19 protein-coding genes are annotated in these 24129 nt (G+C 44.2%); 7 read left to right on the top strand and 12 right to left on the bottom strand.

Annotated features, from left to right (window positions below; all coding sequences use genetic code 11):
• Positions 1-33: 33 nt before the first annotated feature.
• Complete coding sequence (cobA, locus tag QWZ04_RS22395; protein WP_290330504.1) at positions 34-1023, bottom strand: uroporphyrinogen-III C-methyltransferase; 990 nt, start codon at positions 1021-1023, stop codon at positions 34-36.
• A 409-nt stretch (positions 1024-1432) separates the two neighbouring features.
• Between cobA and QWZ04_RS22390 the strand changes: the two genes are divergently transcribed.
• Positions 1433-3931: a molybdopterin oxidoreductase family protein gene (locus tag QWZ04_RS22390; protein ID WP_290330503.1), complete on the top strand. Its 2499-nt coding sequence runs from the start codon at positions 1433-1435 to the stop codon at positions 3929-3931.
• A 9-nt stretch (positions 3932-3940) separates the two neighbouring features.
• Here QWZ04_RS22390 and QWZ04_RS22385 read toward each other — a convergent pair whose 3' ends face one another.
• Complete coding sequence (locus QWZ04_RS22385) at positions 3941-4999, bottom strand: 3-oxoacyl-ACP synthase III family protein (protein WP_290330502.1); 1059 nt, start codon at positions 4997-4999, stop codon at positions 3941-3943.
• A gap of 3 nt (positions 5000-5002) precedes the next feature.
• On the bottom strand, positions 5003-5698 hold the full coding sequence (locus tag QWZ04_RS22380; RefSeq protein ID WP_290330501.1) for a hypothetical protein: 696 nt from the start codon (positions 5696-5698) through the stop codon (positions 5003-5005).
• A 496-nt stretch (positions 5699-6194) separates the two neighbouring features.
• Here QWZ04_RS22380 and pdhA point away from each other — a divergent pair, with 496 nt between their 5' ends.
• From pdhA to nifW, 4 genes are all read left to right on the top strand, one after another.
• The gene (gene pdhA / locus QWZ04_RS22375; protein ID WP_290330500.1) at positions 6195-7319 is read left to right on the top strand and encodes a pyruvate dehydrogenase (acetyl-transferring) E1 component subunit alpha; all 1125 of its coding nucleotides are present in this window, start codon (positions 6195-6197) and stop codon (positions 7317-7319) included.
• Complete coding sequence (locus QWZ04_RS22370; RefSeq protein WP_290330499.1) at positions 7312-8295, top strand: alpha-ketoacid dehydrogenase subunit beta; 984 nt, start codon at positions 7312-7314, stop codon at positions 8293-8295. The genes pdhA and QWZ04_RS22370 overlap by 8 nt, the downstream gene beginning before the upstream one ends.
• Positions 8292-9431 (top strand): dihydrolipoamide acetyltransferase family protein, encoded by a 1140-nt coding sequence (locus tag QWZ04_RS22365; RefSeq protein WP_290330498.1) that lies wholly within the window; start codon positions 8292-8294, stop codon positions 9429-9431. Before QWZ04_RS22370 ends, QWZ04_RS22365 begins: the two co-directional genes overlap by 4 nt.
• A gap of 222 nt (positions 9432-9653) precedes the next feature.
• Positions 9654-9929, top strand: a complete 276-nt coding sequence (nifW, locus tag QWZ04_RS22360; protein WP_290330497.1) for a nitrogenase-stabilizing/protective NifW family protein — start codon at positions 9654-9656, stop codon at positions 9927-9929.
• Between the two features lie 30 nt (positions 9930-9959).
• Here the strand turns inward: nifW and QWZ04_RS22355 are convergent, their stop codons facing one another.
• On the bottom strand, positions 9960-10982 hold the full coding sequence (locus tag QWZ04_RS22355) for an electron transfer flavoprotein subunit alpha/FixB family protein (protein WP_435433650.1): 1023 nt from the start codon (positions 10980-10982) through the stop codon (positions 9960-9962).
• 70 nt (positions 10983-11052) lie between these two features.
• A complete protein-coding gene (locus tag QWZ04_RS22350) occupies positions 11053-11802 on the bottom strand; it encodes an electron transfer flavoprotein subunit beta/FixA family protein (RefSeq protein ID WP_290330495.1) in 750 nt (249 codons plus the stop codon).
• Between the two features lie 120 nt (positions 11803-11922).
• Between QWZ04_RS22350 and QWZ04_RS22345 the strand changes: the two genes are divergently transcribed.
• A complete protein-coding gene (locus QWZ04_RS22345; protein WP_290330494.1) occupies positions 11923-13644 on the top strand; it encodes an electron transfer flavoprotein-ubiquinone oxidoreductase in 1722 nt (573 codons plus the stop codon).
• Between the two features lie 11 nt (positions 13645-13655).
• Here the strand turns inward: QWZ04_RS22345 and QWZ04_RS22340 are convergent, their stop codons facing one another.
• The 7 genes from QWZ04_RS22340 to QWZ04_RS22310 form a co-directional block, all read right to left on the bottom strand.
• The gene (locus tag QWZ04_RS22340) at positions 13656-15005 is read right to left on the bottom strand and encodes a GGDEF domain-containing protein (protein ID WP_290330492.1); all 1350 of its coding nucleotides are present in this window, start codon (positions 15003-15005) and stop codon (positions 13656-13658) included.
• A complete protein-coding gene (locus tag QWZ04_RS22335) occupies positions 15002-16039 on the bottom strand; it encodes an ABC transporter substrate-binding protein (RefSeq protein ID WP_290330491.1) in 1038 nt (345 codons plus the stop codon). Before QWZ04_RS22335 ends, QWZ04_RS22340 begins: the two co-directional genes overlap by 4 nt.
• Positions 16040-16213: 174 nt before the next feature.
• Positions 16214-17473 carry an L-methionine/branched-chain amino acid transporter gene (gene yjeH, locus QWZ04_RS22330; protein ID WP_290330490.1) on the bottom strand — a complete coding sequence of 420 codons (1260 nt, stop codon included), beginning with the start codon at positions 17471-17473 and terminating at the stop codon, positions 16214-16216.
• Between the two features lie 194 nt (positions 17474-17667).
• Positions 17668-18903, bottom strand: a complete 1236-nt coding sequence (locus QWZ04_RS22325; protein WP_290330488.1) for a sensor domain-containing diguanylate cyclase — start codon at positions 18901-18903, stop codon at positions 17668-17670.
• Between the two features lie 127 nt (positions 18904-19030).
• Complete coding sequence (locus tag QWZ04_RS22320; RefSeq protein WP_290330487.1) at positions 19031-21037, bottom strand: putative bifunctional diguanylate cyclase/phosphodiesterase; 2007 nt, start codon at positions 21035-21037, stop codon at positions 19031-19033.
• A gap of 446 nt (positions 21038-21483) precedes the next feature.
• The gene (locus QWZ04_RS22315) at positions 21484-21921 is read right to left on the bottom strand and encodes a Spy/CpxP family protein refolding chaperone (RefSeq protein ID WP_290330486.1); all 438 of its coding nucleotides are present in this window, start codon (positions 21919-21921) and stop codon (positions 21484-21486) included.
• 131 nt (positions 21922-22052) lie between these two features.
• Positions 22053-23033 carry a porin gene (locus tag QWZ04_RS22310; RefSeq protein ID WP_290330485.1) on the bottom strand — a complete coding sequence of 327 codons (981 nt, stop codon included), beginning with the start codon at positions 23031-23033 and terminating at the stop codon, positions 22053-22055.
• A gap of 275 nt (positions 23034-23308) precedes the next feature.
• On the opposite strand from QWZ04_RS22310, the gene QWZ04_RS22305 reads away from it, so the two are divergent.
• Positions 23309-24091, top strand: a complete 783-nt coding sequence (locus tag QWZ04_RS22305; protein WP_290330484.1) for a helix-turn-helix transcriptional regulator — start codon at positions 23309-23311, stop codon at positions 24089-24091.
• The last annotated feature ends 38 nt before the right edge of the window (positions 24092-24129 follow it).

The raw sequence follows: 24129 nt of genomic DNA, 5'->3' as shown, positions 1-24129 counted from the left end.
CATTGCCCGGTCAGTCACGCGTTGATTGTGGCTCTAGGCCGTTAGTTTTAATTGTTCTTTCGTTACCCGTTCTTTACTAGTAGCGGTTTCAATTGTGCTGGCTTTTTCTATTGTTATGGCGTGTTGCTGCTCCCTAAGCGTGCCCAATTCACTTAATCGCCCTAACGAATTGGCGTGGTTTGCTTCTGCTTGGTTAATTTCTGCAAGCTTTTTCATCTGTTCAGCAACACTAACAACACTGCCTATAACGATAAGTGCTGGAGAACGTACTTGGTGGGCTTCTTTTAATTGAACAAGATCGTCTAACTGGCCGGTAAAAGTGCGTTGATCTGGGCAGCAGCCTTTTTCAATCAAAGCAACAGGCGTCGTGCGACTCATACCCGCTTTAATTAGGTTGTCTGAAATCAGTTCAACCTTGCTGAGCCCCATATAGATAACAAGCGTTTGGTTCAATTGGGCTAAAGCACTCCATTGAATTTCTAGATCTTTTTCTGCATGCGCCGTAATGTAAGTGCAACCCTGTGCCAAACCACGGTGTGTTAGAGGAATATTGGCGTAAGAAGTACAACCAGACGCTGCCGTAATACCCGGAACTACATCCACTTCGATTCCGTTTTCAGCCAAACTCAACATTTCTTCACCACCGCGACCAAACACGAACGAATCACCGCCTTTCACTCGGCAAACCGTATTCCCCTGTTGGGCGGATTCAATTAGGATTTGATTGATTTGATCTTGAGTAGAGCTGTGTTGACCTTTTGCTTTACCGACATATTGTTTTGTTGTCGTTTCAGGGAAGAGCGCACGAATGTCGCTACTTACTAAGTTGTCATAAACGATCACATCGGCCGTTTGTATTGCTTTCATTGCACCGAGTGTTAATAGGTTGGGATCACCCGGGCCTGCGCCCACTAAAATGACCTTTCCTTGTTCATTGGAACCCCTAAGTTTATTGGGATTGCCAGTTTTGCCAGAGACCTTCGTTCTTTGTGAGCTCTTAATGTTCGCTAAGTTATCCATCATAGAACGTTCCTTGTTTGCTCATATTTGAATCCGTTGATATCAGTAGAGCAAGGACGGTGCCAACCTGTAACTTTTTTACAACAATTGACATTATAGTCAATTAAAACAACATGTTATTCAGCAAAAATCATATTCCTTAGTATTTAAATGGTTAATTCTGAGCAAAAAACATGAACTAAATGTTTCTTTTTGGTGCGTGTTATTCCATTACAGTGCACCAAAATGGATCTGTTATGCATTACAGCTATTTAAATGGCGAACGATAATTTTACGTAGAATATAACCTGTTGATTTAAATCATCTTAATAGACATGTAATAAAATCACCTACAATTCCATATGGGTGGCGTGATTATTGCTCCTATTCAATCAGGCAAAAATACTAATAATCTCGCACAAGGATGAGAGATATGAATGAGCAAGGATGGATTAAGACAACATGTGCGTATTGTGGCGTCGGATGTGGCGTAGAGGCAAAGCCCAACAGCAGTGGCCTGCTAGACATAAGAGGCGACAAAGCGCACCCAGCTAATTTCGGTAAACTGTGCACCAAAGGAATTGCATTAGGTGATACCGTTTCTCACGAGGGCCGCCTATTTAAACCAACCCTAAGGCACCAAAATGATCAGTTGGAAACGCTTGACTGGGATAAGGCGACCGATCTCGTCGCGGATAAATTCAAACGAACCATTGAAGAGTACGGTGCCGACTCCGTCGCTTTTTACGTCTCTGGCCAACTGCTTACTGAAGACTACTACGTTGCCAACAAGCTCATCAAAGGCTTCATGGGTACCGCAAATATCGACAGCAACTCTCGCTTGTGCATGGCGTCCAGTGTTGTTGGCCATAAACGCGCATTTGGTATGGATACCGTGCCAGTGTGTTATGACGATTTAGAACAAACGGACGTGGTGATCTTAACGGGCTCTAACCTTGCTTGGTGCCACCCCGTCTTATTTCAACGACTACGAATCGCGAAACAAAATAATCCAAATCTTATTGTTGTTGTGATCGACCCCCGAAAGACCGCCAGTTGTGACATTGCTGACCTTCATCTTGCTATTAACAGTGGCTCGGATGTTGCGTTATTTAATGGGCTGCTCAATTACCTGGCAAATAGTCAAGAATTGGATGCCGAGTTCATCAGTAATTATACTCAGGGTTTCGAGCAAGCCAATGCGTCAGCGGAGCAAGATTCGAAGTATCTTGCTAAAATCACGGGAATAGACACCGACACACTGAGCCATTTTTACCAACTGTTTGCTCGTACTGAAAAAGTGTTAACCATCTATTCTCAAGGAATCAATCAGTCTTCTTCTGGTAGTGACAAAGTGAACAGCATCCTCAACTGTCATCTAGCGAGTGGGAAAATAGGAAAACCGGGTTCAGGCCCTTTTTCTATTACCGGCCAACCCAATGCGATGGGTGGTCGTGAAGTGGGAGCACTGGCAAACACGATGGCCGCGCACATGGAGTTTGACAATCAACTAGAGCACGCTGCGTTAAGTTCGTTTTGGGAAGCCCCATCCTTAGCCACTCATGCAGGGCTAAAAGCCATCGACATGTTCGATGCTATGGAACAAGGGAAAATTAAGGCGGTATGGATCATGGCGACCAACCCAGCGGTCAGCCTACCCAACACAGCTAAGGTTGTATCAGCATTGAAGAAGTGCGATTTTGTGGTGGTCTCAGACTGCATAGAGGAAACCGACACCACAAAACTGGCAAACCTGCTTTTACCCGCCCAAGGCTGGAGCGAAAAATCAGGTACTGTGACCAACTCCGAACGCCGTATATCAAGACAACGCCGATTGCTGCCAAGCCCAGGACTGGCTAAGCCCGATTGGTGGATCATCAGCCAAGTCGCACAAAAAATGGGCTTCGCTAAGTCGTTTAACTACCGCCATGAAGGGGAAATTTTCAGAGAACATGCCAAACTGTCCGCGCTAAATAACCGAAATGGTCAATCTCGCGACTTCTGCTTAACCGGCTTAGCCGACATTACGGATCTTCAATACTCACAGTTAGAGCCGCAGCAATGGCCAGTTTTAACACTACAAACTCAAATATCGCACCAACGTTTATTTGGCGATAGCCAATTTTACACCAACAATGGCAAAGCACGATTTGTTCCTGTTCTTCATCAAGCACCAAAATCAGCGACATGCGACGAATCTCAGTGGCTGCTCAATACCGGACGCATTCGGGATCACTGGCACACCATGACTCGAACTGGGTTATCCGACCGCCTTGCGGTTCACACTTCAGAGCCGTGCGTATCCATTCACCCGGCGAGTGCTAAAGAAGTGGGGCTAGTACAAGGAGACATTGTAAAAATTATCAACGCAGGGTCGGAAATAATGGCTCGCGTTGAAATTAGCTCGGATATCCAACACAAGCACCTATTCTTACCGATTCATTGGAGCGGGATACACGCTAAGAACGCAAAGCCCTGCCAGTTAATAGCAGAGCATGCTGACCCCTTATCGGGCCAACCTGAGTTTAAGCACACACCAGTCCAATTAAAAAAATGGTCTTTCAAGAACGAAGCTTTATTCGTCAGCCCTCATAATCTAGATTTCTCTCAATTTGATTATTGGGTAAAACAAAAAACAAAATTCGGCTACGCCTATCGCATTGCGGTCGACCTTGAAATCATACCGTTTATTACGAAACTACTGGCTTATTTAGACAATCAAGATGGCAAACTGGTCTCGCATACCGTACCAACTAAACAACAGGCAGGCGCACGTTATGCTTCGATAGAGAATAAAACACTGAATGCGGCGTTTATCGCCCAGTCACGCCTAGATGAGAGCCAATTGGAATGGTTGCTCTCTCTAGCCTGTTTGGAAACGTCTGATGGTGTAGAATCAGTATTTCTGTATGGGGAACAAAACGCGACCTAGTCAATCCACTCAATGCTGATAAATGAAGCCGCCATACATATATTTGGTGGCTTCTGCTCCGAGCACGACCACTCTATCTCCCTCAGCTAATTTCCCACTATGTACCAAGCGAGAAAAACTGCACCATATGGCAGCAGAGCCTAAATTCCCGACATTCTGGGCATCATTGATGATTTTTTCACGAGCAATGCCCGTTTTTTTTGCGAACTGCTTATCGATATTTCCACTCGCTTGATGCGGAATGATGTAATCGAAAGAATCCAGTTCATGTCCTTGCTGTGCCAATGCGTTAATGCTCGCTTCAAATAGCGCTTCACCATTTCGCTTTACGCCTTGTGCATCATGCATAAATTTGGCTTTATCAGCTTGGGTATAAACTGATTCAGAACCACCATCTAAATACAAACCAGGAGACTTTCCCACGCCCATCTGCCCCATATATACGCTGCTAATGATCCCACGTTTCGAGCCGTCATCTGGCCCCAAAATCACACCTCCTGCCCCATCTCCCATTTGAAGATAATTAACGAGCTGAGCCTGATTTAGGAACTCAGGGTCATAGTCAAAATACACTGATCCCGTTTCACTGCCAATAATCGCGACTGGCTGCTTCAAGCTTTCTATTCTTGGAAGCGCAAATTGTAAACCACTAACAAAACCTGTGCATGCCTGCCTTAACTCCGCAAACAGGCCGTCGTAGTTCAATTGTTCCGCTACCCAAGCAATACTTGGAGGTAATTGAGTATCCGGCGTGGTTGTGTGACCAATTAAGTAATCTAGATCATTGACGTCCATTTTCGCATCTTTTAGGCATTGCCTTAATACGTTCGAAGCGAGTTCAGAATTTTTAGGGCTGGGTGAACTCACGTTAGTTTCAATGCTTCTGGTTAAGTGTCGCTGCTTTACTCCTAACCTTAAGCTAAGCAACTTGGCCAACCGAGCGTATTTCTTTCCTGACAGGTGCGCCAGGGCATCCAAGAGTTGGTCAGTAGAAACCGGGGTGTGTGGCAACTGATGATTGCATGCCAGTAATTTTGCCCTCATTGGCAAAAATGTCGTCCTTGTCATTGGCTACTCCTGCAGTGGCAATGTTGTTTTTGAGGCGAAAACCCAATCCAGATCCACCCCTATTTGTTCAAAAGCACAACGTTCACTATCAAGCAAACCATATAGCTTTTCACCCACAAACTTTCTTAAATCGCGCCATTTTGACTTATCAAAGCCTAAGGTAAGCGCATGCTGTTTAGCGAGTGTTACATGGCGGGCTTCATCTTGCTTAATCATACGACATAACAAGGTGAATGGATGTTCAGCCCCAAAATTGCCATTTTCAATCGCTAGCATAATTCGACACACCAACGCATCCAAACAAGCGATTTGAGCAAAGTGCTCTGCGAGTGTGTCTTGGTGGCCAAATGCCATATAAAATCGCTGGCTGCGCCTCTTCAACTTAGATAGGTCGTCTGGCGCGGCCAGTTGCTGCTGTACAAAATCCAACGCTTGTTCGTGGTACTGCTCATCCGCGACAATCCCTTCAAAAGCGATAACAGAATAACGAATGCTCTGTCCGGATGCTCGCTGATATTCGTTGTAAAACACCCATTGTGAAGATTGCTCTCCGCACACGAGTAAAGGCAACAAACGCGCCAAAGCCACCGCATGCTCGTTTTCAAAAACGATGGTCTTGTCTTTAAATTCATCTATCCATCGACAGACTGGGCTTTCAGATGTTGACGCCAAAGGAACTGTCGGGAAACATGGCTTCATCGCTCTTCCTTTTGAGTTTATCCTGGAAATCAAATACATCCTGGCTTAACGAGTCTCACGATATTCGTGTGTATCTATTATAAGAACTGGCTAAGCCGATTTATATTTCAACCCCTTCAATAAATATAAGACACTGGGTAGTAATTTATGGCGAATTTTAAGCAAATGTCAGCGCATATTTTCAGTTGTTAACAATTCACTGTCTAAAACTTGGTACTTTTCACTGAATTCCGACGTTTTACGAGGTCGAATAGTAAGACACGATTCACACTTTCTAGCAAGCTCCCTCATTTTGGTTACACTTAATGTAATCGGTTGTACCGAGATTTATCACTACATAGCGTGGGCTAAACAGCAAAAATCGAAAGCGTTTAGCGAATTGTCAGAACAGAACTTCAATCCAATACAGCACAAAACCACGCAAACCTCGGTATGACTTTGCTATTCATGCAGGAACAACTTTGGCGACTTGAAAGTTGATTCAGAGGACATAAAGATGAACGTTCAAGCATTACCCATGCACAGGTTTATCGACCACCTCGGAAACCGAACCAAGGATCTGCCTAGTTGGGCAACTAAACCTGTTCTTACTGGTTTCTATCGGGATATGGTAATCACTCGTCTATACGACAATAAGGCTGTGGCCCTCCAACGAACAGGCAAGCTCGGCACCTATCCATCTCATCTTGGTGCAGAAGCCATTGGCATTGCAATTGGTCGCGCTATGCTTAAAAACGATGTCTTCGTGCCTTATTATCGAGACATGCCCGCCATGTGGGCCCGTGGCGTAGCAATGGAAAAGAACCTGCAATATTGGGGCGGAGACGAACGAGGTAGTGATTTTACCTTGCAGCGTTCAGACAATGAAAATGACCCTACAACCTCTGCATCCAACAGCTGTAAAGATCTGCCTTTTTGCGTCCCCATTGCCACTCAATGTACTCACGCCGTTGGTATCGCATCAGCGCAAAAGATCAGGGAAGATCATCATGCCACTCTCGTCACTTGTGGTGACGGTGCCACCTCTAAAGGTGATTTCTTAGAGTCTCTTAACTGCGCTGGCGTCTGGAATGTTCCCGTTGTATTTGTCGTCAACAACAACCAGTGGGCCATTTCTGTGCCTCGCTCTATCCAATGTGGCGCAGATTCTCTTGCCGACAAAGCCAAAGGGGCTGGTATCCCGGGGATCACCGTTGACGGCAATGACATCGTCGCGATGTATGATGCCTTGCTCACCAGCTTAGACCGAGCGAGAAAAGGCAAAGGGGCGACACTGATTGAAGCCATCAGCTACCGATTAAGCGATCACACAACTGCAGATGACGCCAGCCGATACCGCGGTGAAGAAGAGCTTAAACAGGCATGGCTGTATGACCCTATTTCACGCCTAAAAACCTATTTGATAAGCGAAAAATTATGGTCAGAACAACAAGAGCGAGAATGGGAAAATACGTGTAAGCGACGGATTGAACAAGCCGTCCAGCATTACCTTGACGTGCCCAATCCGCCTCCCGAAACAGCATTTGATTATCTATACGAATCTACGTCACCTGAGCTCAACGCTCAACGAGACGAATTGATAAACAAAGCAATGCGTATGCAAGGAGGCAATCATGGCTGAGATAACGCTATTGGAAGCAGTCAACCTCGCGTTACACCACGAAATGGCCCAAGACAACAACGTGGTTGTTCTGGGAGAAGATGTCGGAGACAACGGCGGCGTTTTCCGAGCAACCGTCGGGCTCAAGCAGAAGTTTGGTCTTAAACGAGTGATCGATTCCCCATTGGCAGAAGCATTAATTGGTGGAGTTGCGGTAGGCATGGCCAGCCAAGGGTTGCGGCCTGTTGCTGAATTTCAATTTCAGGGGTTTATTTTTCCCGCAATGGAACACTTGATGTGTCATGCCGCGCGCATGCGTAATCGAACAAGAGGCCGATTGACCTGCCCTGCGGTCTTTAGAGCCCCTTTTGGTGGCGGCATTCACGCTCCAGAACATCATTCAGAAAGTTTGGAAGCGCTCTTTGCACATATCCCAGGCTTTAAAGTCGTGATCCCGTCTTCACCTCAGCGCGCATATGGTTTGCTTTTGGCTTCAATCAGAAGTAACGATCCGGTGATGTTTTTTGAACCTAAGCGGATCTATCGCACCGTAAAATCAGAGGTCATAGACAATGGTTTATCCCTGCCACTCGACACCAGCTTTACGCTGCGAAAAGGCCGAGACATTACTCTCGTCACATGGGGGGCTTGCGTGATTGAATCGTTACAAGCCGCCGAAACATTATCTAACCATGGTATCGAAGTGGAGGTCATCGACCTTGCAAGCATTAAACCCATCGATACCGCAACCATTTTCAGTTCATTAGAAAAAACCGGGCGATTGCTTGTCGTGCATGAAGCGAGTAAAACCTGTGGCGTTGGTGCTGAAATTCTCGCCAGAACAGCCGAGCACGCCATGTGCCTTTTAAAAGCCCCCCCGAAACGAGTGACAGGAATGGACACCATCATGCCCTACTACCGTAATGAAGATTATTTTTTGATTAAAGAAGAAGACATCGTGCTTGCCGCTCGCGAGCTTATAGGAGGTTGGCAATGAAATCATTTATGCTCCCAGATTTGGGCGAGGGTTTAGCTGAATCTGAAATTGTTGAATGGCACATCAATGTAGGTGATGCAGTCAAAATCGACCAAATTGTTGTTACGGTAGAAACCGCCAAAGCCATAGTGGAAGTACCGTCCCCATACGATGGTAAAATTGCTAAGCGTCATGGGAATACTGGTGATGTGATCAACATTGGCAGTGTCCTACTTGAGTTTGAAGAGGTTGAATCTTCAGCCCATCAATCGATATCTAGCACTCGCACCAATCAAGATGCCGCGACCGTGGTCGGAAACGTATCCCATCACAGCCATCATGTGGATGTCGACAATTTTTGGGTTGGAACCAATAACTCTCATCAGTCAGAACAGTCTATTACTGCTATGCCCTCCGCCCGCCTGTTATCTCAACGTTTAGGTGTCGACTTAAATGAAATTACTGGTAGCGGACCTTACGGTGAAATCCTTGAATCAGATGTTTACGAACAATGCGACAAGCAATTACCGGGAACAGAGGTGTTAAAAGGTGCAAGAAGAACCATGGTCACCACCATGACTCATTCCCACCATCATGTTGCTAACGTCACCATCACTGAAGAAGCCTTGCTGGGCAAGTGGCGTTCCGAGGAGGACATTTCGATACGCCTGATACAAGCGGTTATTCACGCTTGCCAACAAGAGCCCGCATTAAACGCATGGTTCGACGCGGATACCATGACCCGTTGTGTTCATTCCACGGTGAATATCGGCATTGCGGTAGACAGCAAGCATGGATTATACGTTCCTGTTTTACGCCACGCAGATGAATTTGACTCCGAAGCCATGCGAGTCTGGTTAGATGAAACTATTGCGGGAATACGTAACCGAAAAATCGGCCGAGAGCAACTACAACATGGCACCATCACACTCACCAACTTTGGCGCAATTGCTGGTATCTACGCGACTCCTGTGGTCTCTCCTCCTCAGGTTGCCATCGTCGGGGCGGGAAGGATCATTGATAAAGTCGTGATAGAAAATGGCAACGCTGTTGCGATCAAAGCGATGCCGTTATCGATGACCTTTGATCACCGAGCCTGTACGGGTGGTGAGGCAGCTCGTTTTATTAAGGCCTTGGTTGAACACCTAGAAACCTAAATAAAATCATTGGCCGATATCCGCTCTCTTAAACTAGACTATTTTCGTTCTAATTAAACGAAAACTGGCGCGACATCAAAATAACTCTCGGTTAGCCGCATTACACTGTGCCTGCTGTCGTCGGCTTACCCGCAACATCGCTGTCAACGACACAGTTATCAACAACTAAGCAACTAAGCAACTAAGCAACTAAGCAACTAAGCAACTAAGGCTAGCGATTACATGAGCCAAACAGATATACAAGACACGATCGCAAGTTTCACTTCCATTGAGCAAGCGTTAACGCATTTTGACATTGAGTATGATAGGAAATTCGTGGAAGAATATCGCTCTCAGCTTGTGAAACGTTTTGGTGGCTGCCTTCTACTGCAAAAGCCTGATGATTGGTTTTCAGCGCGGCGAGTGCTTAGAAACGCCTACTGCAAAGTTCAAAGGGGGCGTCTTGACCCGCACACTCGTTCAGCCTGTCGCGGTTGCACCAGTTGCCTACGAAGATAAGTATCTTTATCAAATGTCTTGCTCTCCTTATCAATTATCGTGGCCACATTTATCAATCAATTCGGGCATTATATCAAATAAGTCCCCGACTAAGCCGTAGTCGGCAATGTCAAAAATAGGCGCTTCCGGATCAGAATTGATCGCCACTATCACTTTGGAGTCTTTCATTCCTGCTAGGTGCTGAATCGCCCCTGAGATACCCACAGCAATGTATAATTCCGGAGCAACAATTTTCCCTGTTTGCCCAACCTGTAAGTCATTGGAAACAAACCCGGCATCCACCGCAGCCCGTGATGCGCCAATAGCAGCTCCCAATTTATCGGCTACTTGCTCTATCAAACCAAACTGCTCTTTGCTGCCTAAGCCTCGTCCACCAGCAACCACAACTCTTGCAGCAGGCAGCTCAGGCCTTTCGCTGATGATTTTTTGCTGAGAAATACGCTCCGAGTATTCTGACGAGACGAAGTCAGTGTAGTAGGTAATTTCTGCGTTGTTTTCTTTATCAATGTTTGCCCTGTCTATGCTGCCTTCATTTTGCTCGACGGCATCAAAGGCGGAACTACGGACGGTCATAACTTTTATTGGATCCAACACTTTCACCCGTGCTAGCGCATTGCCGGCGTAAATCGGCCTTACAACCACATCTTCCGCTTCAATACAGATCACATCAGACACCTGACCCACATCAAGTAACGCTGCCACTCTTGGCAACAGATTCTTACCAAAGGTCGAAGCGGCTGCCAAAATGTGGGAATACGATGGGTAATCATCATCTTGATATACGTTTAGCACTGTTTGGGCTAAGTTTTCTGCCAATTGATCATGATACTCCTTTGAATCCACGCAGAGTATGTGGCTCACTTCATCTATTGCTTGCAGTTGCGTATTCACCGCCTCGCAGTCATGACCCATCACCAATACCGTAATATTGGCAAATGTCTGGTTGTCACCTTGGATTGATGTGGCTGCGTTGATAGTACGTAACGTATCCACCGAAAGGGTTTTATTATCGTGCTCTGCAATAACCAATGTGGATGTGGCCAATGTAGACAAATTGATATCCATGTACTTTCTCCTCATCAAGAGCCGTAATCAATTGGAAAATGTCATCATAATTGGAGAACTACATGACCTTTGCTTCGTGTTTTAGCTTACTTATTAACTCCGCAACATCCGCTACCTTCATTCCTTTTTTACGCGTGCTTGGGGGTAAGACTTCTAGGATTTGTTGATGAGAGGTGAGACTAACACCCAGTTCGGCAGCGGACGTCGTTTGCATCGATTTTCGTTTGGCTTTCATTATATTCGGAAGAGAAGCATAACGAGGCTCGTTGAGCCGAAGATCCGTACTAATGATAGCAGGCAACGTCAGCCTTAAGGTTTCAAGCCCACCATCAACCTCTCTGGTCACAACAGCATGCTGAGACTCAATGGACAACTCTGATGCAAAGGTACCTTGTGGCCTTCCGGTTAACGCCGCTAGCATTTGTGCCACTTGATTGTTATCGGTATCAATAGACTGTTTACCCAGCAATACTATTTCAGGCGCTTGTTCTGCCATGACAGAACGCAATATTTTAGCCACCTCTAGAGGCTCAAGGTCGCCCTGTTCTTCGACGTGAATTGCGCTATCCGCCCCCAGAGCGAGTGCGGTACGCAATTGTTCTTGGCAGGAAGCATCGCCAATAGACACCACTACCACTTCCGTCGCTGCGCCAGACTCTTTCAGCCTTACCGCTTCTTCAACCGCGATCTCACAAAAGGGGTTAATGGTCATTTTTACGTTATTAGTTTCAACCCCGCTACCATCTCCATTAACACGAATTTTCACGTAAGGGTCTATCACACGTTTTATCGCCACTAATACTTTCACAATGCTTTCCTTTTTCAATGAATGCCCTGCGTATAAGCCTTAGATCTGAGCTTAGTCCAGTTTACGTTTACGTCAACTGGACTATATTTAAGGGTAAGTGAAGCAAAATGAGAAGCCATCATGGACAGAGAAAGCATGGAATATGATGTCGTGATTGTGGGTGGAGGGCCCGCGGGCCTTGCTTGTGCATGTAAACTAGCCCAACAGAAAGAGCAACATGGCCTCCCAGAACTTTCTATCTGTGTGGTAGAAAAAGGCGCAGAAATCGGATCTCATATTTTATCCGGTGCTTTGTTTGAAACCACAGCGCTTGACGAGCTATTTCCTAATTGGCAAACATTAAACGCCCCACTAGAAACCAAAGTCAGCCGCGATCAATTGGTGTACCTGACGACAAAATTCAACCATATAAACGTCCCTAATTTCCTAACGCCTCAACCGATGCACAACTCAGGCGACACGTATATGATTAGCCTTGCGAATCTAACGCGCTGGCTAGGTAAACAAGCAGAGCAATTAGAAGTCGACGTATTTTCAGGTTTTGCTGCATCTGACATCCTCTTCAAACAAACTCCAACGCCGCATTCTGACGAACAAGAACATAATCCCGTTGTTGGTGTACTTACCTCCGACATGGGCTTAGACAAACAGAGTCAACCCAAACCCAATTTTGAGGCTGGAATAGAATTACGCGGAAAATACACTATTTTTGCCGAAGGCTCTCGTGGCCACCTCGGTAAGCAGCTCATTAATAAATATCAACTCGATAGGGGCAAAGCTCCCCAGCATTACGCATTAGGGATAAAAGAAATCTGGAGCACGGCCAAAACTGAGCATTCTTGCTCTGATGCAAAAAAGTCAGTAGACATCGGAAAGGTCATTCATGCCACAGGATGGCCGTTGTCTGAATCGAACAGTTCAGGCGGTGGGTTCGTTTACCACCTAGACAACAACCAAATTGCGGTAGGATTGATTGTTGATCTGAACTACACCAACCCATATGTAAGTCCATTTGAAGAATTCCAGCGCTTTAAACACCACCCTGTCATTGCTCAGAATCTAGTAGGGAAAGAACGTGTTGGCTTTGGTGCAAGAGCGATAAGCAAAGGAGGTTTGTCTTCTTTGCCCAAGCAGCAGTTTCCGGGAGGATTGCTAATTGGATGCGATGCAGGAACACTGAACCCCTTGAAGATAAAGGGCTGCCATAGTGCGATGAAGTCAGGGATGATTGCAGCGCAAGCCATTATCGAACAATTAACACAAGGACACGCCCATACCGAACCAGATTATAACACGCCCTTTGAAGCTTCATGGCTCTACAAAGAACTCACAGACTCGCAAAACTTCTGTGGCACGATTCATAAGTATGGCCCTATCTTAGGCGGCATACTGACGAGCTTTGAACACAACATCTGGCCTAAGTTATCACCTTCACCTGTACCTTGGTGTATTCATGACAATAAAGCCGACCACAGCAACCTAAAAACCACCAATTACAGCAAGAGAATTCATTACCCATCGCCTGATGGCGAATTGAGTTTTGACAAGCCCTCTTCTATTTATCTGTCTGGCACCCATCATGAAGAAAACCAACCCTGCCATTTAGTAGTAAATGGTTGCGATACACAACTTAGCGAGCAGCTAGAACAGTATGATGAGCCTAGCCAACGTTACTGCCCTGCCGGAGTCTATGAGGTAATAATGACAGAGGGGCAACCTAAGCTTCAAATCAATGCCGCCAATTGTCTTCATTGTAAAACTTGTGATATTAAAGCCCCATTACAGAACATAATCTGGCGGCCTCCGGAAGGTGGTGGTGGGCCAAATTACCAAAACATGTAACGTGCACACACCTAAGCGCTGTTTGATTGCTCATTGACCTTTTCCCAAGGTCTTTTAATGTAATCGCTATCGTATGCGGCGCTGTTATCAATTAACTTAGCTTGATACATTCGGGTGTCTGCGATTCGAGTCAGTTCGTCTTTTTCAATACTGTCTACGCCGTAATAGCTCACACCAATGCTACAACCTACTTGCAGTTGGTCACCTTGGTGTGGCACAGGCTTTTCTATGGCATCTATGATCTGATTAACTTTCTGAGGAATAATCTCGTAATTATCCAATAGATCGAAACACACAATAAACTCATCCCCTCCATAACGGCCTACAAAATCAGAACGTCTTACAATGGCTTGCAATCGCTCGCTGACCGCCATTAGGGTTGTATCCCCGGCTTCGTGCCCGTAGTTATCATTCACCTGCTTAAATTTATCTAAATCAATGAACAATACTGCGATTTTAAGATGCGTTCTATTAGCCTTAATGATGGCATTGCTTAGCGCGGCATCAAAGGCTCGCCGGTTGAGGGCATTGGTTAACGGATCGTACTCTGAGAAAAAAAGCAGCTGTGCTTGCTGATCTTTTAAGGCTTGCGTTTGCTTCTTCACTTCACGCTCTAGTTCTTGACGCGTCACGACCGATTCTTTGAGTGATGATGTCATTTTATTGAAAAACATAGACAGATTAGTGAACTCTACGTCTAACATAGCGTGGTCAACTTTACAGTCTAATTTTCCGCTAGAAAGCTGGTAGATTGCTCGGGTCAACGCCGATATTCCCAACCTAAATCGATACATAATGAGCCATGCTATGGCACTGACAAACAAAGAGGATATAACCAAGCCAATCGCGCCGTAAAGCATAGACTGGGTGATATTATTTGAGCTTTGATACACAATTTCTTGGTGCATATAAGCGAGTTCTTCGGTCATACTTTGCACCAACATATTGTAGCGCGAATGTATCAATGTAATACCGCTTTGGTTCATATCTTGTTGGTTGAGGTGACTGAGTTTCAGTAACCGTTTCTCTTGTGTGAGCAACGAACTCAAACTGCCATTCATTCTTTTTATATTTTCGAGCTTAACCCCTCTAAATTGGTACTCAGATATCTCATCGGTTAATTGCAGCTGTGCTTCCGCTACGTGTTCAAAATTACGAAAATCCCCATCGCTCTGCAGCAAAAGCCACAACTGACTTCTCAACAGATCGACGCTTAATTGCAAATGAATCAGTTGCTCTAGTTCTTGATCAGTTTTTGTTTGCTCACTAAACGTATTGTAAGACGAAACCATGATAAGAAACGTCAGTAAAAAGCTGGTGAAGAATAGAAGTACCAATTTTTTAAACAGGGAGTTTATCATCTCACTCCCCCATTTTTCTGGTATGTCTCAAATGGTTTGGAATAGAAAACGTTCCTATAGTTTGGCTCTTCCCCCTCAACTAACCCCTCGTCTAGTGCCCAGCGAGATTGAAGTTGTAGACTGTAAAGCAATGAGTTACCTAAAGATAACCTAAAGACGTATTGATTCCAGGACCACAGTAACTGCCCGGATTTAACATCCAATGAACGAGAGAGTATTTGGATCGCTTCGTCGGGGTTATGATTAATCCATTCTATCGCCTTATCCAACACTTCAATGATTCTCATGGCCTCATCGTCAGAGCTGTCGAAATATTGCTTCAATGAAATCAAATTGAAAGCCAGTTCGTAGACCCCTTTGATACCCAGATCATTAATTTGCGAATTAAACTCTATGTGGGCTTGATAGCCAAACGGTTCCCAAACGGAGATGGCATCCACTTGAGAGGTCTGCAATGCACTCACCATATCGGTTGCGTTCAGGTACACTTTTTCAAAATTCAGGTGTTTTTGATTGTTAGCACTCAATACAGAATCTAAATAAAATTCACTGGAGCTTGCTTTCACCACTCCGATTCTTTTTCCACTCAGATCGGATACTTGGTTAATATTTAGAACACTCGGAGTTAATAATTTCACGTCTCCGTCTGAACTCACAAAACTGGCAAGTATTGCTAAGTTGCTGCCTTTGAAACTCTCAAACATCACAACTGATTCTGAAGAAGTTGCGTATTTTACTTCTCCTGCAATCAACATAGCCGTACATTTTACACCACCGAAACATGGTACAAGCTCTATATTGAGTTGGCCGTCAGAAAGAAACCCCAGTTCTTTTGCAATGATCAATGGCGCAGACAAAGGGGTTTGCGATACACCAATTTTTACCGTCGTCATTTCACCCGGTTCAATCTGTTCGTTATTATTCTGTATCCACGAAAAAGCTAAGATCATTAACGAAACAATAATAACCCCTATAGTGAGCAGTGTTTTTCTTTTACTTACCATGTCCATGCCAACTTTATCGATCTTATACATCTATATTAGTATTCGAATCGTAATTCCGCTCAGTTTTTGCGGGTATTAATTAGCAATATCTTAAAAACAACAAAAGGCCATTTATCGAACTCAGCCTATGAAAGTGCGACAAATGGCCTATTTTGACCTAACTTAACGTTGGCCCCATATGAATGGGGCGACAATAATTCAGATTTAATCCATCATTGGTGGTGTTTTGTTAAGCCACTTACGCCAAGGTAACGACAATAGAATGAACACGCTTAGCGCATATAAAGTAGACCAGCCTAAGCAAATAAAAACACCGGTACAAAGTAACAAGGAACCCATTGCTAGATATCGGCCAACACCTGTCAGTAATTTGGTTGCTGCAAGCATCGCCAACAGATAAATAAGAACAAAAATACCGTTAGCTAAAGTCAGGAAAAACTCTAAATCCAACCCGGACAATTCCCCCAATATACACGATAGCAATATCACAATACCGATCACTAATGTTGCATACGCGGGTACACCCCTTGCAGAGACCTTAGCCAAGCGACTATCAGGTTTGTTTTCCCGAAATTGTGCCCAAACCATTCTCGCTAAGCTTTGTGTGTAAAGGTTCACACTAGCAAAACATGCAGAGAAACCCACTACGCTTATCAGCATTTTAAAGTTCGCGCCAAATAACTGTTCACTTAGCCAAGGGATCGATGCGCTATCGAACTCAGCGGTGCCATAAGCTCCGAATTTTAAGATAACAACCGAACAAGCCCAATAGGTGATGCCCGCAACCAAACATCCAACGATGATCGCAATGGGAAAGTCGCGTTCTGGGTCTTTAAATTCTTCGCCCATGTGAGCAAATGCTTCTATTCCGACAAAGCACCAAAACATAACTGCGAGCGCAGAAGCTATCGACCACATGGAATTCAATTCCAACACTGGCATTGTAATATCTTGTACACCGACCTCACCTTTCCACCAAAAAGCCGCAACCAGGGTAAAAATACTCAATGCAATGACGGTTTGCAGTCTTCCTGAGGATTTACTTCCCATCAAATTGACAACCACCAGCAAAAATACCGTAACGGCTTGAGCAATAAGAAGAGAATTAAAGGGAGCGGGGAGTAACTGCTGCAAAAAACCAGCGGCTAATGTCACCGCGGCAGGAACCCCAACGGGAATAACACTAACAAACAGCCACGCAACGCTCTTTTCTAACCTCGGGTTAAACGCTTTACGCACGAAATAAGCGGTACCACCAGCACTGGGAAATCGTTTTCCAAGCTGAGCAAAAGTTAGGGCGATTGGGCAAATGGCAACAAACAGAATCAGCCACGCCCATAGAGACAACGAACCTGCAATGCCAGCAGCAATCGCTGGGATCATAAACAGGCCAGTCCCCATTAACGTGGTGGACAACTGCCCGATGCCAGACATCAGTGTAATTTCTTGCTTAAGTTGCGCCATAAATTCAATCCTTGAATGGGCCGTATGTCGGGATGTCATCGCTAATGAGGTTGATCGAGCAGGTAATACTGAGATCAGGGGTAACGGGAGACGAATGAGCAATGTGGCATCGTGCCACAGTCATTGATAAGTTAACAGGTTAATATATAGGCAAAAGACAATAATCGAAAATAGCGTCACGCTAAGTCAGTGGGTTAATCAACGCATACCTGATTTTTTCCATTGCCTTTGGCGATATATAGCCGCTGATCCGCTTCTCTAATAAGATTTTCGACACTTTTTAAGTCGATGCATTTATCACCAAAACTGACACCCAAGCTCACGCTACTATTGAATTCCAGATCATTAAGATTAAAGAAATAGTTATGGAAAGCAATGCGAATTTCTTCCGCAACCTCGCCTGCTTCTTCTAGTGAAATATAAGGAATAAGGCCGATGAATTCTTCCCCGCCCCAGCGCCCCACCACACCATCGTATTGATGAACAATTCGTTTCACCATAGCGGCTAACACACGCAACACTTCGTCACCGGTAAAATGCCCATATGTATCATTAATTTTTTTGAAGTCATCGACATCAAGTAAGATACACGCGATGGTATCGTTGTACTCTAATTGGCTTTTCAGCCAATCATAAATTGCAGAACGGTTGAATAAATCGGTAAGCTGATCATAAGAGGCTCTATAGGCGAGCGTTTTCTCTAATAAGACTTTGTCCGTCACATCTTCCAGTATGACTTGCACTGCGGGTTCACCATCCCACTCAATCACATTATCGTAAATATTAAAAAAACGGCGACTGCCATCAAAACAGATATTCTCTGTCGTCACGCTTCGGCCTACGATTTTTCTTGAAATGATATCGCGGTAATGCTGCTTAACGGTTTCTTGGTTTCTTTTTGGAATAATCGATAGAATGGATGTCATCTCCATGACTTGTTCTTTCGATTTTGCCCTCATCAAACGTACCCATGCATCATTTATCATTAATGGGGTAAAGTCGCGATGTACCATGATTCCTTGGCCCGATTGCATGATCATCTTTTTAAACATTTGATCATGCTGACGAATACGCCTATTTGCTTCAACAACAACGGATAAATCAATCACGGTTACCTGAAGTGCGGGCTTGTTTTCCCACGAAATAAGGTGATCAACAGAGAACACCGTAAATTCGCGGCCATAACGATCTACATTAGTAAATGTATGCCCGTGAGGAACCATTCGCCCGGCAATAATTTCGTTATAGTTTTCAATTGCTTTGGCGTGGTATTGTGTAGGAATTAACTCTAGAAAAGAATCAACACTGTCGAGGAGTTCCTGCGAAGAATCGTACCCATAAAGATTGGCATACTTCTCATCGACACTTACGGCTTTTAGATCCTGAATGACGATAACGCCGTATGTAGAGTCGATACTAAGTTCTGGCATTTTTATTACTGCTCTTTTTGAGTTTCAGTGATGATAACATACTCATTATAGACACTTAAGTCGCGCTTCATCCAGTTTGATGTTAACGATCAGAGAAAAGATTCACGTTACAGTCTTAGGAAATTAGTCATCCAATTATGTTAGCTTGCGATCTCAACAATAGCTTCGTAACGTCATCCGCTTCGACTGGCGTTGAGAAATAGTCTCCCTGCAGAAACCCAATCCCTATTTCATTTAATTTTTGGGCTTGTTGCTTCGTTTCAACCCCCTCCGCAATGACATCAAAACGTAATGCTGAAGCCATTTGAGCGACCGCTTGAATGATACTAATACCTCTATCGTCCATATTATGAATGAAGCTTTTGTCTATCTTTACAATATCTACCCCCACATCCAACATACTGGACAAGGAAGAATAACCGGTACCAAAGTCGTCAATTGAAATTCGAGCACCTAAAGACTGTAAGGCCTTAACGCCTTTCAAAAACGTGTCTTTGTCTTTGGCAAAAACTGACTCGGTAATCTCTATAATTAGTTGGCTCGGTGGAAAACCAACGCGAAACATCACCTCTTCTACCTTTTCTATAAAATGTTTGTCCAATAACTGGGTAACAGAGACGTTGATACTTAACGTCAGTTCATTGTTAGCTTCAATGAACTGCAAACAGCGTCTACATGCGGTTTCGAGCACCCAAAGTCCAATATTGGAGATCAAGCCGTATTGCTCAGCAATTGGAATTAACTCAGTTGGTGGAACATCTTCTCCATCTAACTGCCAGCGCAAGAGCGCTTCTAGTGATGTTATCTCACCTTTGTGAGATGTCACAATCGGCTGAAAGACAAGCCGAAGTTCATCATTAGCAATCGCATCGGACAACCTATCACTCAAATAATGCTCTCTGAGCAAGTGCATTCTTAGAGATTCATCAAAGTAGTTAACTTTTCCTTTCCCGTTCCTTTTCTGCTGGTACATGGCCATATCGGCACTTTGAATTAGGCCGTCTAAATCGCGCCCATGATCGGGATAAATCGAGATCCCGATAGTTGCCCCTACGCTTGTATTATATTGAGACGAACGTTGAGGCTTACTCACTTCTGCAATTACCTGCTCAGCAAAGGCTATGGGTTGGTTAACGTTGTTCAGTTTTTTAATAACCAGAAATTCATCCCCGCCCCAACGGCACTTATTTAACGGGTTTGGGCACAGTTTGGAGATCCTTGCAGCCGTTCCTCGAATAACGGCATCACCGACTTCATGCCCCATACTGTCATTAACCTGCTTAAAGCCATCAAGATCGATGAAAAAAAGCGCGAATGAGTCATCAGGATGTTGCGCTAGTTCTTTTTCTATCGTTCGGATAAACGCTTTGCGATTAAGAAAGGAGGTCATTGAATCTAAATTAGAAAGGCGGTAAATCTCTTCTGTCCGTTCCTCCACTTTCTTTTCCATTTGTTCAAGCAACTGAACATTTTGATACTTCAACCGAATGGCATCGAAAGTAAACGTGGCAGACTTATTTGAGGAGAGAACCATCACAACGCAAAATAATAAGCCCAACATACCCAGCGTTTGATATGTTGCGATATCAGAAAAACACAAAAATGCTGAAAATGGCGCAAGCAAAACGATACTGTAAAAAATAGCCGTCGCCCTACTACCGGATAAAATATTAGCAGCGCCCCCAGCCATGGCAGAAATCAAGATCATTGTGGAAGTCAATTCGAGCGAGTCTGTAAATGGGTAGAAATACAGTATGTAGCCGCTCCACATAAACGAAGTAATCACAACGCCTGACGAGAAACGAATTCGATCCAGTTTTAGATCGTTAAAACATTCTTGATGACTCTTTTGGCGAAAGCGTGCTGTGTCTATCGCTCGCAGGGATAAGACGATCAACATCATTATCCACCATATGCTTTTCTCTGAACCCACATCGTTGCCAAAACCAAATACCAGAGCGGTACTTGCTATTGTTGAAATCGATAATCCGGCGACGGTATTGGCATACAATAAGCGTGTTGCTTCTAGGTGTTCGTTATCCGTTTCACTTAGGTTCGATTTATCATTTTCTTCTAACGCCATCAACGCGCACCCTAACTTAGAAGCCAAAATACAGGCTCTAAGCTCTGACATTATCTATTCACCCATTTCTGTCATTTCTACTTTGATGACTTTTTAATAAGGTGATTATGTAATTAACTGACTGGTTTATTAGTAAGTATAGATAGAGCTACGACGCTTTCACGCTAAAAGTGCAGTTGTTCGGTCACACTTCCTAAAATTGGAATTCTTCTCTTGATGATTCAGTCTTGATTGGATTCAATAAAGTCGATGGATTGGACAAATTACTTTTCATCCATGAACGAGAAAAAACCTCAATCATTGAGGGAACAAAACACGGCAGTGGAATTGTAATTTCGAAGCATCCTGCTCAAGAAATTCGGCCAGAAGCGGCATAAATAACAGCTTTAAAGCTTGGAATCTAGGTAAACGTTAGTTGATTGGAACAACGTGTTGTTGGGCATAGGGTAATCAAGGCACCCTTCACTTTATCGAGTAGCTACCTGACCATAAGCACATTAATTGAACTGACTGAATTTGTTTTGAATTAACTGCTTGAAGCTGGCTTTTTGTTCTTCATCTAAAACATTATATATTTGGTGTTTTAGCCGCATTTCTTTGATCAAGTAGCTTTTTTCTTTTGCTTGAAAGGCTTCAATCATTTCCAATAGTTGTTGCTCTTGAAATTCAGGTTGAACCATCAAATCGAGCTGTTTCTTTCTCGCCTCGAGCAGCTCTTTTATGTCTATAGGAGGCGGGCTCAGTTGATGTTTTACAATCATGTCACGGATATGTGCTTTTTGTTCTGTATTTAGGCCCAACGTTTCAGTTAGCTGACCAAACTCATTGGCGACCTGTAATGGGGCGTTCACATTTACCTCTGAGGCTACCCCGTGATAAGGCATCAACAAGCAAGCACTAAACATAAATGTATTAAGCAACGGTTTTAATGTCATTTTGAATTCTCAATGATGGTAATGCACGTCCAAAGGCCGCTATAGAAATTCAGATATTGTGGTTATTGTTAAGCAAACAACAAGGTCAGGATAGGCAACTGACCCTGCTATCTGGATTATCAGCGCGCTAATTAGAAGCTAAAGTACACACCGACTAATACGTTTGAAGCATCGTGAGCTTCCCAATCTGCTTTTGCCATTTGGTATTCAGCAAATGTTGTGATGTTAGTGGTAACGGCGTAGTCTGCACCAGCAACCCAGTTCGTTGTATCACCGTAGTTGTTGCTGTTGGTGTTATCGATTGAAGCAATTGCATAGGTAGTATAAAGACGTGCTTGCTGAATTTGATATGCAGCAGCTAAACCAAGCGTGTTACCTTTTGTGCTTTCCGTGGTTTTAAAGCTACCGTATTCAGTGTTACCTTCAAATTCAACGTAAGTTGCCGCTAAGTACAAACCCTTCACGTTAGCTGAAGCTGAAAGACCGTATTTCTCTTCTTTGTCACCTAGGCTGTTTTCGCCTGTAATGAATGATGCACCAACACTGAACATTTCGTGCTGGTAATCAGCAGAAAGACCATAAGCATGATCAATATCCTGTTCTTTTACTGTGTATGCATCTGCGACAAAAGTGATTGCACCAAAGTTCGCTTTACCCACGAAGCCATTACCATCAGATTCACGGCTGTTTCCGCCTGCAGAACCCATGTAGTTACCTTCATTTGTGATGTCATCTTTTTCGATTGCATCGGCAGAGTTGGCTAGGTCACCAACTTCACCCGCAGCCAAACCCCAAAGGTCTGTTTTAACACCCACATAAACATCATCAAACGATGCTTGAGCATTTGTGCCGGTGTAATCAGTGCCGCTTTCAATTTCAAAAGATGCGAAACCAGTAAGCGTATCTGAGATTTTTTGCTCTGCGTCCAGTTTAATGTAACCTTTTGCGTTTACTTCTACATCTGATGACTTTCCATCTTTGTCAATCGTTGCCATGAACGTATCAACACCACCGCTTAATGCGACGCTTGATGTTTCATTTGAGTAAATTTCACCAGCAAAAACTGACGTCGTTGTGGCTGCAATCAATACTGCTAATACTGTCTTTTTCATTTCAACTACCTTTCTAAATGTGAGGCTCAGTAAGCGGTGCGCTTAACGTGAGGCTATTCTGTCCGAAAGGTCGTTGCTGAAATACAGTAAAATTACTGCAAATAAAACGGTGTTTTCTAAATGCCGTGTTATTACTGAATTCAATGCCTTGAATCTTGGTTATTCGATCTGGTTATTTTGTAACTAATTCACCCCAGATATGGTTTGTTCGTTGACATCATCGTATAACAAGCGATACCGTGTGTAGAATGACGTAAAATGAGTAACATTCCTCCATGACTGCTGCACTGCCGCTTGATTTTGAATCACTGTTGATCAGCCAAAACCAGACGTTAACCACCTCACACCCGAAAGACTTCAACCACACATTTTTATTGCTCGCGAAACAAGCGTTGGAATGGTTTAAGGTAGATAGACTCACTCTATTTCCTAATTCTATGATATTGCTCAACGAGGGTAAGACGGTGTCTGCTTCTAGAGGAGACACACCGGCAGTCGAAATGAAACGCTTTGTTGTCGGTAATTATAAAGATTACATGAAGTTACTTAGATCTTTAAAAACGTGGCAGACGTATGATGAACAAGCTCTAAGAACCAGTCACATAGCGCCTCTTCAAGCCTTACACAAGGAAGGGGCGCACTGGCATGGAATTATTCGGCTTGAACTGTTTGGTCAGGTATGGGGGGCGATGGCGTTTTCTCGATTCAGCTCAGTAGAACCGGAACTCACCGAAAAAGAAATTCGCCGCATAAAATTACTCTGCGATATGTGGTTAGTCTATTGGCAACACTCCACCATGACTCGCAGTTTACGAGATGACGACACCACCCATTCAGACGAAAGTGAAAAGCTCTTGTTGCTCTCGAAAAAACAAAGCTCGGTTTTAGCTTTGCTGGCACAGGGATATACAGCAAAGCAGTGTGCAGAAGAACTGTTCTTAAGTCCAAGAACCATCGAATCACACAAGTACCGGATGATTGATTTGCTGAACTTAGACAATCACACTGAATTGGTGCAATTTGCTTTACGTAACGGTTTAGGGATCAAAGGACGCTAAACAAGCGACACGCAACCGTACAACTATTGTTCTGTTTA

The sequence above is a fragment of the Vibrio tapetis subsp. quintayensis genome (assembly GCF_030409945.1).
Taxonomy (GTDB): Bacteria; Pseudomonadota; Gammaproteobacteria; order Enterobacterales; family Vibrionaceae; genus Vibrio; species Vibrio quintayensis.
This window is presented reverse-complemented; position numbering and strand designations above follow the sequence as displayed.